Annotated in this window: 11 protein-coding genes; all 11 read right to left on the bottom strand. The window is 57.3% G+C overall.

Annotated elements, in window-relative coordinates; translation table 11 throughout:
- Nucleotides 1-236 precede the first annotated feature (236 nt).
- Nucleotides 237-1,550 (bottom strand): glycosyltransferase WbuB, encoded by a 1,314-nt coding sequence (locus tag SB772_RS11965; RefSeq protein WP_410833466.1) that lies wholly within the window; start codon nt 1,548-1,550, stop codon nt 237-239.
- Nucleotides 1,547-2,149, bottom strand: a complete 603-nt coding sequence (locus SB772_RS11960) for a putative colanic acid biosynthesis acetyltransferase (RefSeq protein ID WP_410833465.1) — start codon at nt 2,147-2,149, stop codon at nt 1,547-1,549. The genes SB772_RS11965 and SB772_RS11960 overlap by 4 nt, the downstream gene beginning before the upstream one ends.
- Nucleotides 2,146-3,306, bottom strand: coding sequence for a glycosyltransferase family 4 protein (locus SB772_RS11955; RefSeq protein ID WP_410833464.1), 1,161 nt, complete (start codon nt 3,304-3,306; stop codon nt 2,146-2,148). The genes SB772_RS11960 and SB772_RS11955 overlap by 4 nt, the downstream gene beginning before the upstream one ends.
- A gap of 24 nt (nt 3,307-3,330) precedes the next feature.
- Nucleotides 3,331-4,581, bottom strand: coding sequence for a hypothetical protein (locus tag SB772_RS11950; RefSeq protein WP_410833463.1), 1,251 nt, complete (start codon nt 4,579-4,581; stop codon nt 3,331-3,333).
- A gap of 276 nt (nt 4,582-4,857) precedes the next feature.
- The gene (locus SB772_RS11945; RefSeq protein ID WP_410833462.1) at nt 4,858-5,808 is read right to left on the bottom strand and encodes a GDP-L-fucose synthase family protein; all 951 of its coding nucleotides are present in this window, start codon (nt 5,806-5,808) and stop codon (nt 4,858-4,860) included.
- 5 nt (nt 5,809-5,813) lie between these two features.
- The gene (gene gmd / locus SB772_RS11940) at nt 5,814-6,932 is read right to left on the bottom strand and encodes a GDP-mannose 4,6-dehydratase (RefSeq protein WP_410833461.1); all 1,119 of its coding nucleotides are present in this window, start codon (nt 6,930-6,932) and stop codon (nt 5,814-5,816) included.
- Nucleotides 6,933-6,998: 66 nt separating this feature from the next.
- Nucleotides 6,999-9,203 (bottom strand): polysaccharide biosynthesis tyrosine autokinase, encoded by a 2,205-nt coding sequence (locus SB772_RS11935; protein WP_410833460.1) that lies wholly within the window; start codon nt 9,201-9,203, stop codon nt 6,999-7,001.
- 3 nt (nt 9,204-9,206) lie between these two features.
- The gene (locus SB772_RS11930) at nt 9,207-9,647 is read right to left on the bottom strand and encodes a low molecular weight protein-tyrosine-phosphatase (protein WP_410833459.1); all 441 of its coding nucleotides are present in this window, start codon (nt 9,645-9,647) and stop codon (nt 9,207-9,209) included.
- Nucleotides 9,644-10,747, bottom strand: a complete 1,104-nt coding sequence (locus SB772_RS11925) for a polysaccharide biosynthesis/export family protein (RefSeq protein WP_410833458.1) — start codon at nt 10,745-10,747, stop codon at nt 9,644-9,646. The genes SB772_RS11930 and SB772_RS11925 overlap by 4 nt, the downstream gene beginning before the upstream one ends.
- A 335-nt stretch (nt 10,748-11,082) precedes the next feature.
- Nucleotides 11,083-12,462, bottom strand: a complete 1,380-nt coding sequence (locus SB772_RS11920; RefSeq protein WP_410833457.1) for an undecaprenyl-phosphate glucose phosphotransferase — start codon at nt 12,460-12,462, stop codon at nt 11,083-11,085.
- 46 nt (nt 12,463-12,508) lie between these two features.
- Nucleotides 12,509-14,035: a mannose-1-phosphate guanylyltransferase/mannose-6-phosphate isomerase gene (locus tag SB772_RS11915; RefSeq protein WP_410833456.1), complete on the bottom strand. Its 1,527-nt coding sequence runs from the start codon at nt 14,033-14,035 to the stop codon at nt 12,509-12,511.
- Nucleotides 14,036-14,702: the final 667 nt, after the last annotated feature.

The raw sequence follows: 14,702 nt of genomic DNA, 5'->3' as shown, positions 1-14,702 counted from the left end.
CCCGGCTCTGGGCCTAGCGACGGCGCAGTTCGCCCATGTTTCCCACTACCGCAACCTTTGGTTCACCCACTCGCATGGCGTCGACATCCGGTATAGCAAGTCTGCCGTGGTGCAATGGCTTGAACCTTACGCTCCCACATCGACGCTTCGTTCACGCAGGCCCTCGATCATCCCACTCGACTTCCGTCAATTTGTTTGTAGTGACAGCAGATTTCTGACCCTTACGAAAGCACCCGTTACCGGTCGCTCCTGTCAGCGTGCAAGGCCACCGCCGTCGGCTTCCGCGTCTGCTGTTGGTCGCCACCTTCCCTCTCCATTTGCCGCGTGTATTCTGGATGCAAGGCGCGCAGTCTCGCATCGAAGTCGCCTATCACCGCATCTCGGGACAGCGCCGATACCGCATAGGCACGCGCTTCCTCCCCGAGCTTGGCGCGCCTCGCGGAATCCGACGCCAGTGCAATGAGCGCGTTGGCTAGCGGTTCGAGCTGCTCTGGCGGCACAACCACGCCACGGGGTGCTACTACGTCGTGCAACTCCGTTCCCGCCTGCGCCATGGCAACAATCGCGCGACCACTCGCGAGCATGCCTGTGAGCTTCGACGGCATGACGAGATCTGCTGCATCTGCGCGTTGCGGCAGCACATGAATGTCGGCAAGGTTCAGAAGCGTGTTCAGACGTTCGATCGGTTGTAGCGACACGAAGCGGCAGTTCCTCAAACCCTCGCATTGGTTCATCAGCACTTTCTTCGTCGGTCCATTGCCGCAGAAAACAAACACAATATCCTCCCGATTCGCGAGCGACACTGCAGCTGCCGCAAGCACCTCGAGTCCCTGCTTGGCCCCCATGTTGCCTGAATACAGTACGACCGTTGCCGACGTTGGTATGTCAAGTTCAATACGCATTTCGCTTGGCTTTTCAAGCGGAAAAATTGTGTCGATATCAACCCAGTTCGGAAACGCGAACAGCTTTCTTGGGGAAACGCCCTTGCTCGCGGCGCGCTCGATCATCTTTCTCGAAATCGTCGAGACTACGTCAAAGCGCTGCATCAGCAGACGCTCGATAGATAGCGCAACTCGCTTGAGTCGCCCCCCCTTCAACATCCCAAGTCCGAACGCAGCATCGACTTCGAAGTCCTGGATATGAAGCCAAGCGCTCGCGCGTGCTAGTCGCGCGCTGAACCAAGCGACCGGGGCATTCATCAAACTGGGCGCAACAGCTACGACGGCGTCCGGTCGCCAGAGCACCTGGCGCAAAACCACCGGAAAACTCGATATTGCGAAGCTGACGAGGTGCACCATACGCGTGGCGCCACCCGGAGTTTTGGGCACCCAGACTGGGCCGCGCCAAACATCCACACCTGCTTGCGCCTGACGACTGTATCGCCAGCCGCTGAAGCCCTGCGCCACACGCCAATCGGGGTAGTAAGGGGGGGCGCACACCACGCGCACGTCGTGTCCCAAAGCCACAAGTGATTCGGCCATCTCTGCCGAATACTTACCAATACCCGTCAATTCCGGCGCGTAGTTCATGCCATAGATCAGGATCTTCATGCGGTTTCCCTACGCTTTATTGGACGACACGGGTGGCCTAAACAAACCGTTCCCGCCGGCATATCGGCGAACACCGAACTGCGCGCGCCAATCAGTGCGCCGCGGCCGATCGTCACCCCCGGCGCGATAAATACCTCTGCCGCCACCCAAGCCTGTTCACCGATATGGATAGGCTTGCCGCGTATCGCAAAATCGACGCGCGCCGGATCATGATCACCGCCGCACAGATAGGAACGTTGAGAAACCACCGCATGTGCTCCTATCTCGATAGGGCCAAGGCTGTAAAGCACTGCATCGTCGCCGATCCAACTGTATTCCCCGAACGTCACTTTCCATGGATAGGTCACTACGACCGTCGGCCTAAGCAACACTCCTTTGCCAACGCGTGCGCCGAACGCGCGCAGCAAAAAGCGGCGCCAGCCATACAAGAACTGAGGCGACGCGCGAAATAGCAGCGTCCAGCAAATCCACCATAACTGGACGACTAATGCATTACGCCCCCTGAATCCGCCCGGCATTGAAAACTGGCGCAAGTCCTGGAACGTCCGCTCCGTTGCCGCTTGCGCAGCGTCCTCCGTGGCAAATGGTTCAGATTTCATCGTTCAAGCGCCCTATCAATGATGTCGGCCAACCTCCGGCCCAACGTCGGTGAATTGAGTTGCTGATATTTCGAAAAGGCGCACGTGGCAATTGCCTGTATTGCTTCCGGGGGACGAGCCCAGATATTACTAAGGGACGCGGCCAATGAATTTGCTCCGCCTTCCCGAGAGTACAGAAACCCGGTTTGGCCATCTTCTACATACTCTGGTTCGGGACCCATGTGCAGCGGTAACTGGTCATGTACCAGCGGAGGCAAACTTAATCCGAACATGTGTACGACGCTCAAACCCGCAGCGCCTGGATAACATCCGATTCGGCATGCCCGGCTGATCGCTGCAATTTCCTTGTCGTCGAAGACTGCGCCGTGCCAAAAGAGATAGGTGCAATGCGAATACGTATTCTTCAGTCGATCACGCAGTTCTCCATCGCCCACCACATGCAGAACGATTGCATGGCCTGCGTTTCGCATCTGCGCCACCGCCTCGATGAGATATTCAACGTTAGAGCCATCGCGCAAGCGCCCGAGAAACAACACGCCATGCTCCGCGCCCGTCTTCTCTGAAGGATCTACAGTCTGCGTGACGGTGAGCGAATTACTGGCCACAACTAGTTTCGAACTCGGGCAACCGATTCGCTCAAGCGAACGTCTCGAAGCTTCGGAGTAGCAAACATATTGAGTCGACAACCCAACTGCTGCCCGATAGCAAAGAACTCGCGCCAAACCCGGTTTCGCGTACCGGTAGAGCCCCTGACCATGAATCACCACGGGAACTCTCAACGCGCGCCCGGAAGCAAGCGCGAGCCACAACGAGAGGTACGTCACGTCCGCGAAAATCAAAACAGCGGCGGGGCGTTCGCGCACAATACGCCCGAATACCTTGTTCTGGATCTTGATTCGCTGCGAAAGTAGACGAGTAATGCCAGTCTCAACGAACTCCTCACACACCGGCTCCTCTCTCGAAAATCCGCGCGACTCGACCCCGTGTGAACTGGCGAATACCTTTACCTTGAAAATCCGCCCCAATGCGGCAACCACCTCCATGCGGTACCGTGCAATTAAAGGTTGCACATAGAAGACCGTACGTTTCGCCGCAAACCGACCGGCTGCTGCGGCACCTTCGCTGCTCGGCTCCGACATGACTTCTTTACTCACCATGCACGCTCCACACTTCCGAAAAAATCAAGAAACAGGGCACTGCTCCGAAGCAGCGCACCGGATGCGGGCGGCGGCAATCGCATCGATGACGTTACGCCCGAACGCTTGCGGCGCATGCGCCCCAGCGAACTCGCGTAACGACGAGGAGCCACTCATTGCGGAGACCGAGTTGATCAGCCGCGACCAGTCGAAACGCATACCAGCGCTATCCGCGATTGCGAACTCGTCCCACTGGATTCCGAGCGCGTGCTTCTTACGGTTGCGTTCAATCAAACCATAGCCAGCTGTGACCACCGGAACACCTGCCTGTGCAGATTGAATCAGTACGCCGCTCATGCCACTGAAGTTTTCATAACAAAGCCAGACGACGTCGGCGCAAGCAAATACCTGCCCCTCCACCACTTCGGTAACAAAGCGGTCGACGATAACTAGCTGCATTTCGCGTTCTGGATGACGAAAGAGAAATTCGCTAACCATACGTTGCGCATCAGCGTCCTGCGATCCCACTAGCAACAACCGAAAATGCGACGGAAGATCCGGTGCCCCGAACAAGGTCAACAATTTCGCCAGCCCTTTGCGCGGACTTAAAGAACCATATGACACGACAACAAAATCGGTTGCGGAAAACCCATACGTAGCACGCGCGCTGATTCGTTCGCAAGGTTGCCGAATAGACGAGACATCCGGAACGTAGCAAAATTTTCTGGAATGGCGTGGTATCGCGTGATGTACGTAAGTCTCCAGCGGTTCGTCGATCGACGTCAACAATCCGAGATTCGGCACACGCAGCGCAAGACGAAACAACAACTCATTGATCTTGTCCTGCTTGCCGCTCACTCCGGCGATACCACATTTGTAGTGGTGAAACTTCGCGGCAACCATCATTCCGCCGAAAAGTACATCGCCAAACGGCGATCCGTACCAGCCCACAACCTTATCGATATAGTTAAAATAGGGTACGTAAACGAAATCGACACGATCGTGCCGCGAAACCGCCCGATACCCGGCCTGGAACGCGCGAATTGATAAGTATTGCGAGCGAAGCAAATCGAGTTGGCCACTGCCTCCACGCGCTACGTCGGGCATCAACACGATTCTCAATCGTTCGCCGAACTCAGATACGACTGCTTTACAAGCGGGATGAAGAGTCGCCGAAGCGTTAGTCAACAATATCACCCGCCATCCACGAGCGAGCGCCTCCGCAACAATCAGACGCACGTACAGAATCATCCGGTGACCCGTGGCTTCGGGCTCGACGAGCATAAGGGTGGTCATGTCGCGCTCCTGTACGTATTCCGATCGAACTCTTCACCACTCAAAATATTGCAATCCAAATTCAAATAGCGCTTGGCAGAAAGTTTCGTGGTTAGCGACTCTGCAATACGCGACACCATCATGCATGCCGCGACCAGACCAATCGATTTCAGCCCCAATAGACACGCGAGCAAGAACTTCCACATCACAATCAGGCACGACACGGTCTGTTCGGCAAAGCCCACATCGCACCGCTCCCGTAGAATTGGATCATTTTCGTATGCTGTCGGAACGCGACTAGGCCCGTTCCAGAACTTGCGACTCGTAGCGTCGCAGGAAATCCCGATATGTAGTAGCCAATCCGTCTTCGAGACCAATCTTTGCGCGCCAGCCGAGGTCAGCGAGCTTGCTAACGTCGAGCAGCTTTTGTGGTGTGCCGTCCGGTTTGCTGGCGTCAAACTCGATGTGACCTTCGAAGTCCACGGCATGCATTGCCGCACGCGCCAGTTCCTCGATAGTGACGTCCGCGCCGCAGCCAACGTTGTACAAGCCTCCACCGATCTCACTTTCAAGCAAAAACACAGCTGCATCAGCCATGTCGTCGACATGCAGGAATTCTCGGCGTGCGCGGCCTGTACCCCAGACCGTTATACTATCTGCTCTACTGACTTTCGCTTCGTGCGCCTTGCGCAGCAATGCTGGCAACACATGGCTAGTCTTCAAATCGTAGTTGTCATTTGGTCCATAAAGGTTGGTCGGCATCATCGATAGGTATCGCGTTCCGTATTGATGGTTGAAGGCCTCGCACAACTTGATACCCGCGATCTTTGCTATCGCATAGGGCTCGTTGGTCTTCTCGAGCGGACCGGTCAGTAGATAGTTTTCTTTGATAGGCTGCTGACATTCGCGTGGATAAATGCACGACGACCCGAGAAACACCAGCCTCCGAACACCGGCTCGATAGGCCGCGTGGATCACATTGGCCTCGATAATCAGGTTCGTATACAGGAAGTCCCCAGGGTAACTCTCGTTAGCTAGGATGCCGCCGACCTTGGCGGCGGCAAGCAGGACCACGTCGATGGCACCGTCACGAAAAAATTCCTCTACAGCGGCTTGATTCGTCAAGTCGAGCTCGGAACGGCTGCGCGTTATCACGTTGTAGTAACCACGGGTCGCGAGATTGCGTAGCAAGGCCGAGCCGGCCATCCCACGGTGTCCGGCGACGAAGATTCGAGCGCTCTTGTCCATGGTGTTTACTCGTTGTACTCAAACGTCTTGAATCCCGCGAGCGTCACCAACGCATCCCGCTTCGCGACCTGGTAGTCAGCCCGCACCATTTCCTTGACCAGCGATTCGAACGACGTAACTGGTTTCCAGCCCAACTTTTCGTGCGCCTTGGTGGGATCACCCAACAGCGTTTCCACTTCGGCCGGGCGGAAGTAGCGCGGATCGACACGCACGATTACGTCGCCCGGCGCAACTTTCGCTTCGCCACCTACGACGCGCTCGACAATGCCTACCTCGTCGACGCCCGATCCTTCAAAGCGCAAATGAACACCTAATTCGGCGGCGGCTTGCTGAACGAACTGGCGCACGCTGTACTGCACGCCCGTCGCAATCACAAAGTCTTCGGGCTGTTCCTGTTGCAGCATCAACCATTGCATCTCGACGTAATCGCGCGCGTGGCCCCAGTCCCGCAGCGCGGACATGTTGCCGAGGTACAGACACTCCTGTAGGCCCGTTGCAATGCGGGAGATCGCTCGTGTGATTTTGCGCGTCACAAAGGTCTCACCGCGCACCGGCGACTCGTGATTGAACAGGATGCCGTTGCACGCGTAGATGCCATAAGCTTCGCGATAGTTGACGGTGATCCAGTAGGCATACAGCTTGGCCACCGCATACGGGCTCCGCGGGTAGAAAGGCGTGGTTTCCTTTTGCGGGATTTCCTGTACCAATCCGTAGAGTTCAGACGTCGAGGCCTGATAAAAGCGCGTCTTCTTTTCGAGACCGAGAATCCTGATCGCCTCGAGGATCCGCAGCGCGCCGATGCCGTCCGCGTTCGCCGTATACTCCGGCTCCTCGAATGAGACTGCGACGTGGCTCTGTGCCCCGAGGTTATAAATCTCGTCAGGCTGCGCGCGTTGAATGATCCGCACGAGGCTGGTCGAGTCGGTCAGATCGCCGTGGTGCAGGATGAAGCGGCGATCTGACGCATGCGGGTCCTGATACAGATGATCGATTCGTTCTGTGTTGAACAGCGACGAGCGGCGCTTGATGCCGTGAACTTCGTAACCCTTGCTCAACAGTAATTCGGCAAGGTACGAACCGTCCTGACCTGTGACGCCGGTAATCAAGGCAACTTTGTGACTCATGGTGTGATGCTCCTCGTAATCGATGCGCCGGGACCGTCCTCGCGCCTTGCTCGGGTGTTGCGACGCTTATTCCGCACTGCTTTCGTAGCCGTAGTAATACGTGCCATAGCCAAGACGTCTCTGCGGCACATCGGTAAACAGCACGCCCTTGAGGGCGACACCGACATTGCGCAGACGGTTAGCAGACTCCAGAATTTCCGGCATGGGGTGGCGGCCATGACGCACCACCAGTAAGGTCGTGCCGGCGTGCTTACCGATCAGCGCCGCATCGGTCACGGCCAGCAACGGCGGCGTGTCGACAATGACGATGTCGTAGAGACTCGAGACGTGCTCTAGCAATGTCTTGAAGCGCTCGCTCATCAGCAGTTCGGCCGGATTCGGCGGCAATGAGCCCTTCGGCAGAACGTCGAGGTTAGGCAGCACCTCACGCAGGACCGCACGATCGATGTCCAATCCCGCGATGACATCCGAAAGCCCCGGGTGTCTGGACACACCGAAATAGCTGTGCAAATCACCGCGCCGCATGTCCGCATCGATCAGCAAGATGCGCTTACCACCGCTCGCGAGCACAGCTGCCAGATTCACTGACATAAAGGATTTCCCGACCTCAGGACGCGGACCGGTAATGACGATCACGTTATTGGCAGCATCGAGCAGACCAAACTGCAGCGCGGTGCGCAAACTCCGAATCCCTTCGATGGCCACGTCGTGCGACGCGATCGAGGCAAGCACGTGATGACCGGTGCGACCCCGCCGCATGCCTTGACGCAAACGCACCTGTGTCTCGCTGTGCGGCACGGCTGCGTAAACCGGCAGGCCCAGCGCCTGTTCGATTTCCTCGCTGTTTTCCACGCCGCCGAACAGCGCGTTCTTGACGAATGCCGCCGCCGTTCCCGCAATGAGTCCCAGCACCGCCGCCAGCACGATCACCAGCGCCCGCTTCGGCTTGACCGGGACCTCGCCCGCGACGGCGAAGTCAACCACGCGGACATTGCCGACCTGACCCGCCTTGACGATCTTCAACTGCTGCGCGCTGTCCAGCAGGTTCGTGTACAACTCCGTGTTGACACGCACATCACGCAGTAGGCGCAGGGCGGACTGTTCCGTGTCCGGCAAAGTCGAGACGCGCTTGTTCAACTGAGTCTGTTGCGCTTCGAGCGATGCGATCTGTGCATCCAGCGCTACAACACCCGGGTGTGATGGTGTAAAACGCTGCGCCATCTCGATCTGCTGTTGCTGCAAATCGACCAGTTTGGTCTTGCTGTCGACAATCTGTTGCAGCAGTAGACGGCTTTCTTCGGTCAGATCGACCGTTCCCTTTCGGTTGCGAAAAGCGTTATAGCGATCCTCTGCCTGATCGAGCTGTTTGCGAAGCTGCGGCAATTGCTGGTCGAGAAAGCTGAGTGTGTGCTCCGCTTCCGCGGACTTCCGGTCGATGTTCTGCTGAACATACGTCCCTGCGATCGTATTGATGATCTCGGCGGTGCGCTTGCTGTCCGAGCCGTCGAGCGAAACGCCGATCACCCCGGACTGCTTGGTTTTCTCGGCGATGACAAGCGCGTCCTGCAACCGATCGATCGTGAGGAGCGTGGAAGCCCGAGTCAGAAAAAATTGCGTACCCGGTCGCGCTTCAAGACGCGAGATCTGCAATTCAACTGGACCCGCTGATTCGCCGCCTCGGGTCACGCTGCCCACCTGCCCGTGAAGAACAACGCTGCCATCAGGATCGATCAGATCGAATTTGTCTCCGCCACGTGCCACCACCGTGTACCTGACGTCGTATTGCTCACGCGGCACATTGAAAAGCGACACTTCGATCTTCTCGCCGCCCCACGCAAAACGCCCGAGACCAAACAGAGGCGGCGCCAATTCATTGGGCCCCGCGCGCCGAGCCAGAACGGCGCCGATGAGCGGGAAATACCGCGGCTGCGCGCTGATATCGAGGTGCAGCGATTGCACTGTCTGGCCGACCACGAGTCGTGATCGGAGCAACTCGATCTCCGCGTCTGCGGTCTGCTTGGTGTCGAAGATCGAAGCCAGTTCGCCCAGTGCGTCCTTGGTTGAATTTGCACTGTCTTCAACCTGGATCATCGCGTCGGCTCGATACACCGGCCTCGCAATAAACGCATAGAGAGTCCCGATTATCAGCACGGCCGCCGCAATGGCAACGATCAGCTTCCAGCTCTCCGCTATAACCGAAAGGTAGTCGGAGAGATGTATTTCGTCGCCATTCGACGAATCGATGAATCGATTTTGGTTTACGGTTGCCATAGATTAGTGAGTCAGTCGAACCATTGCGTCGAGCCAGTTCGCCACGCCACGCTCGATTTGCGCCAAGGCCGTTTCGAAGGCCGCGCGTCCTTTGCGGTACGGGTCCAGTACGTCTATGCCCTCATGGTCGCCGAGGCGATAGACCTTACCCTTCGCGAAGGGATAGTTCGCTTCAATCCTTCTGCGCTGCTCGTGCGTCATCGACAGAACCAGTTCTGCCGAGCGCATATGGAGCAGGTTCAGGTCCACTGCAATGTGACCTTTGATGTCAATCTCACGCTCCGCCATCAATTCGACAGCTATGGGATCAGCACCGCGTCCGACGACCGCGGCACAACCTGCGGACATCACACTGGCGCCGGGCAGCTGCTTTGTGAGCAGCGCCTGAGCCATCGGACTTCGGCAGATGTTTCCTTCACACACAACAAGGATGCTGTCTATCATTTCGTTACAATCGCCCCGGTCATGCTTGCGTTGATCGCGGGCAGCAGCAGATTCAGCACGCGGCTGAAGCGAACCAGACCGTTACCATCGACATACACGACGTCCTTGGGTTGCAATTCGAATTGATTCGCCAGCACCATTGCGACTGGCGAACGCGCATCGAGATGGAATACCCGCGGCGTCGTGTCGGACGCCCCACGAATCACATAGAGCTGCGCTGCGTCCGCACTGGCACTATTCACGCTACCGGCTTGCGATAGGGCATCGCTCAGTGTCAGCTTGCCGCTCTTCATGGGAATGGCGGTTACAGGCTTGTTGACCTCGCCCATGACAAATACGCCGTTGTCATCGCGCGAAGTGACACGCAACAAGTCACCGTTCTTTAGCAGTATTTTCGAAAAGTTCTGATTGCTCGATAGCATGCTTGAGAGATTCAACCGATACGACACACCGTCCCGCACGAGGAGCATCCGGCTTTGATCGGCCGTCGTACTGAAGTCGCCGGCCCGGTTGACGGCTTCGAGCAGTGTCAATGGAACATCGTTAATCGGAACAGCGCCCGGCGTGCGCACCTCGCCGTCCACATACACCTGCTTGGCACGAAACGAAGCTACACGCACCGTCACCTGCGGCCGGACGAACACTCTGCTCAATGCGGCGTACACCGCCTGCTGACTCTGATCGACGCGTAGGCCAGCAACATGAACGCTACCCGCATACGGCATCTGCACATCCCCGTTGCTGTCAATCACGAACCCTTGTGCCGGATCGAAGGGCCGGTTGTTCGCTTGCGTCTGGGTTCCCAGCGCCGCCATCAGTTCAGGGTGATCCCACACGGTGATCTGCAGGACGTCGCCCGCACCCACTGTGTACGGCTCCGGCTTACTCAACAGCTCACGCAGTTGCACTGCGTTTGCCCTCACATCCGCCTCGCGCATCCTTTCCGTCAAGGCGACGTTGATATCGGCAATCGGAATCTGCATTTCGATCGGCGGCACCTCTGAGTTTCCGCTTGCGACCGGCAGCGTTGCCGGAGTAGTCATCCGCATTCCAGGAGCCATTGCACAGGCCGACAACACAGCACTTGCGGTGACGCTCATCAGTAGACGAGTACAGCGGCGAACAAGACGTCCCGCTCCGTCTCCACTACACTTTCCAGAAAATCCCATCAGTTATTCCTCGAATTTCGTCCAACTTTTCTTTCAGATCGCGATTGCCATGCCGCTCGGGAACGGCGAAAAGCCATTTTCCGGATTCGGCTAATGCGCACTCAGATCTCGAGTCAAGCGCTTTCTCCATGCGGAACTCGCGGTCTGTGTGCGTACACTCCGGAGGAATCGGCCACGCGTCGCCTCACGGGCCGCCAAGCCTGAAGGCACGGTTCACGGCGTCAATTCCGAAATTTAATAACTGCTTGAGTGTTTCATCTGGATCGCTAATATGCGTTGCTGCTAACCAGTCCCCTCGCTACCGTTGTCACGACAATCCGCATGTCCAATGCGAACGACCAGTTGCGCAGGTAGTAAAGGTCATGCTCCACCCGCTTCTGCATCTTCTCGACCCGGTCCGTTTCACCGCGGAATCCGTTTACCTGCGCCCAACCTGTAATGCCCGGTTTGATTCGGTAGCGATGGATGTAACCGTTGACGACTTTCTGATAAAGCTCATCGTGTTCGATCGCGTGCGGGCGAGGCCCGACCACCGACATTTCGCCGCGAAGAACGTTGAAAAACTGCGGTAATTCGTCAAGGCTTGTCCGCCGCAGCAGCGCACCCACGCGAGTGATGCGCGGGTCACCCTTCGTAGCCTGCGTGACCACACCTGTTTTCTCTGCATGTGGACGCATCGTCCGGAACTTGTAAATTTTGAACACGCGGCCATCGGCCCCTTTGCGATACTGCGTGAAGAACACCGGCCCACGCGATGAAAACTTCACAGCAACCGCAATGATCGTCAACAACGGTATCAACGCGAGTAACGCAAGAGCCGCAAATACGCGATCGAATATTTCCTTCTGCATGATTGCGCGTGCTGGCAAAGGCGATGCGACGAGGCTAATCGCTGGCGCTCCGATCAGGTCGATCACGCCGCCTTCGAATAACGCCATGCTGCGCACATCAGGAATGAAGCGGATGTTCACGAGGTCGTCACGGAATTCATTGACGAAGCGCAGCATGGTCGACGCTTCCGCCAAGGGCAAAGCCAGCCAGATTTCCCGTACGCCGGCGCTGCGAACGTGTTCGGCAAACTTGTGAAAGTCGTCGAACGCCGGCACGCCGTTCAGCGCGACACTCCCTCCCGGCCCCACATCAAACACTGCGGATGCACGAAAACCGCTGGAAGGGGACGCCTCGAGCTTGCACACCACTTCCTGGCAATGAGCCCCGACCCCGAGCACTGCCACGTTGCGCAAATTCAGCCCGGCATAGCGCACGCTGCGAAGCACGGCATGTAACATCAGTCGCGATACGATCAATGAACCGGCCGTGATCGCGGTCCAATAGGCGAACCACAGGCGCGAGATGAAATCCGTGCGATGCAGCGAAAACATCAGTACCAGACCGCACGCCTGCACCACCAGCCACGCTATCGAAACCTGCCCGGTCAATCGCAACATCGAACGGCCACGCCACGACTCGTACAAGCCGAAAACCGGAAACGATACCAACGCGAATGCAACGGAAAACGTTATGAACGCGCCGTCTCCGCGACTCTGCCCGAGGTCCTCAAAGCGAATATGCGACGCCACCATGGCCCCCGCCACGATGAGGACAACATCGACAAGCCGCGCCAATAACGCCTGTATCCCGAGCATCTCGCGATTCCCCGCCTGAAGTTGGACTGCGTAACATGCCGACGCGTCACGCGCGCCCGTATGTGTCATCGAAACGAACGATGTCGTCTTCGCCGAGATACGATCCGGACTGCACTTCGATGAGTTCGAGTGGCAACTTGCCCGGGTTCTCCAGACGATGCGTCACGCCCAGTGGAATAAACGTCGACTGATTCTCACTGAGCATGAATTCTTCATTACCGCGTGTGACGAGTGCCGTTCCGCTCACCACGATCCAGTGCTCGGCGCGATGGTGATGTAATTGCAATGACAGGCGGCCGCCCGGATTCACGACGATCCGCTTTACCTGAAAGCGCTCACCACGATCGATTGAATCGTAGTAACCCCATGGGCGCCGTACCTTTCGATGCGCGTCGGCCTCGGGCGCTTGCAGCGCTCTCATCCGGCCGACCACACTCTTTACTTCCTGCACGCGCGAGCGGTCGGCGACCAGCACCGCGTCGTCGGTCTCCACAACGACCACATTAGTCACTCCGACGCAGGCAATGAGACGTCCTTGCGAATGCGCGAAGCTGGACGTCGCCCCTTCGAACACGACCCGGCCGCGCGAGGCGTTGCCGTCCGCGTCCTTGTCGAATGCTTCCCATACCGCGTCCCAAGACCCCAGATCCGACCACCCTGCGTCAAGCGGCACCACCACGCCTTCCGCGAATAGTTCGTCCGATCCGAGACGTTCCATCACCGCGTAGTCGATCGAGTCCGATGGGGAAGACTTGAAAGCCTCCGCGCCAGGACGGAAATACAACCCGTCGCAAGCACCTTGTGCGTGTGCTAACAAGCACGCGTCATGCATCGCCGGCTGCATGAGCTTAAGCGTAGCGAGCCAGACGCTCGCCCGCACGGCGAATATCCCACTGTTCCACCAGTACTGCCCCGATGCGAGATACTGCGCAGCCAATTCGGCTGCGGGTTTTTCGACGAATCGCTCAATACGATGCGCGCCACCGCTAAGATCAGAACCAAGCTTGATGTAACCAAAGCCTGTATCAGGCCGCGTCGGCGGCACGCCCAATGTCACAATCGCGCCGCGCTGCGCATGCCGCACTGCCAACGCGATCGCCGACTGGAAAGCATTGACGTTCTCGATCGCGTGATCTGCCGGCATTGCAACAATGATCGCGTCGTCACCATCCGAACACGCCGCAGCAGCGGCGAGCGTCAGCGCCGGTGCCGTGTCGCGTCGCGCTGGTTCAACCACGATGCGTGCATCGATTCCTCTTGCGCGGAGTTGCTCCGACGTAACGAAGCGGTGTTCGTCGCCGCATACGATGATCGGCGTGCTCACCATACCTCCATCGGCATGAAACCCTTTCATCCGTTGCACGGTAGCTTGTAGTAGCGAATCCGGTCCCAGCACATCAATCAATTGTTTGGGATATTGTTCCCGTGACATGGGCCACAGTCGCGAACCTGCTCCCCCCGCAAGTACAACAGGTACGAGTCGCACAGCCGCTGCAGAGGCTCGCTCTTCCGTCGGAACTATCTTGATATCGCTATCACTCAATTCCGCCTCACTCATCGACTTGTAACCCATACGCACTCCTATTCGACATTCCAACAGGATCAGAAATCTTGCACTTTTAATTTCCCCGCACACTGTCGGCGACCCGACATGTCTCCTTCGATCACAGGCCCTACACTGTTCGCCAAAATCATGTCCACCGACATTACAACGTCTGTCTCAAACAGATGCGAAGTGAATTGAGTGGCGCAGTTAACGACTGGCGCCCGTTGCTCCCACACGCAGCAATGGCGTGGAGTTTTAACTTGACATGAGATTCGTACTTCGCGCGCCGGAATAAATGATCTGCGATAGCTTAAATCTCAAACACTAGCACCACTTCTCATCTTTAAAAGAGCCACCTCGGCTTCAGTTGCAGTGCATCATACATAGGCCACCTTCAGACGTAATGTGACTGACGGAAAACGCCAACATGTTGGCGTTTTAGCCCATTCGCTTCTGACGCGTCTGACGCGTCTGAATAGGCTATCCGCGAGTCTCGTGCGTTGTGCATTGCCCACATGCAACAGCCCATTAACGTCGCGATTTGGGGTGAAAAGCCACGACCGCGACTGGGCATTCACTATTCATAAAATCTGACTGCGTGATGCCTGCCTGACTCTGCTCGGTGGCTGCGTCAATTCCAATGCTACGTTCTTCCCAAGGGCATCCGGGCCCATGCGACGCATCCGATTCCATT

Origin of the sequence: Paraburkholderia sp. SIMBA_030, assembly GCF_046535245.1 — a bacterium.
Classification (GTDB): domain Bacteria; phylum Pseudomonadota; class Gammaproteobacteria; order Burkholderiales; family Burkholderiaceae; genus Paraburkholderia.
The sequence above is the reverse complement of the archived record's forward strand: the minus strand, read 5'-3'. Positions and strand labels throughout refer to the sequence as shown.